At 42.4% G+C, this 663-nt stretch carries 1 protein-coding gene; it reads left to right on the forward strand.

Going from position 1 to position 663, the window contains the following annotated elements; translation table 11 throughout:
- Nucleotides 1-663: hypothetical protein (locus G5B47_RS25270; protein WP_165104224.1), on the forward strand; the 663-nt coding region annotated here is incomplete at both ends.

Below are 663 nucleotides of genomic sequence, written 5' to 3' on the forward strand. Positions count from 1 at the left end.
GCCGACTTTTGGGATGACGGAGCCCTTAAGGTTCATATAGATATCCCCTTTGAGAAACCAAAGAAAATGATGCTTGAACCGTTACAAACGGAGGCCTGGGTTCCTTTTGCCACAAACCGCGAATCCATAAACCTTTTACATTCTTTACTTAAATCCAATCCTTTGGACCCGGAGGGGGTCGATCATTTTAAGCAGGCTTTCGCGTTGGAAACCCTAACCTTTATGTCTTTTGACTATATCAATATGCTCGATGACAGCATGCTAAAGGAAAAAGGAATCATTAGAGTCAATGGGAACCAAACGAAATGGAGAGTGAATGAAGTCATCCTAGAGGTGTTAAAGGAACCTCTGGAAAAGCACGGATTTACTCTCCTGCGTAAAGCTGAAGGAGGAGATAGTGAAAATAGAATTGTTTTTTACAAGGTTATAGACTCCTATCGATATAGGATTACCTTTAATAAAGATGAAGATATAATAACTAAAAAGATCAGGTTATTTTACCATCCTCCCTACTATATATGGGATGTTCAGGTCTGGATGCAGGAGCATGGATATCAGCCGGTCTTTTCGTACGGTAACGAAAGCGAACTTCGAACATCCCTGCTGGACATGCTGCAGCACGTACTAACCAAGGGGATTCCGTGGCTGGAGTCTCAGCGGATT

Origin of the sequence: Paenibacillus apii (assembly GCF_011043685.1) — a bacterium.
GTDB lineage: Bacteria > Bacillota > Bacilli > Paenibacillales > Paenibacillaceae > Paenibacillus_AQ > Paenibacillus_AQ sabinae.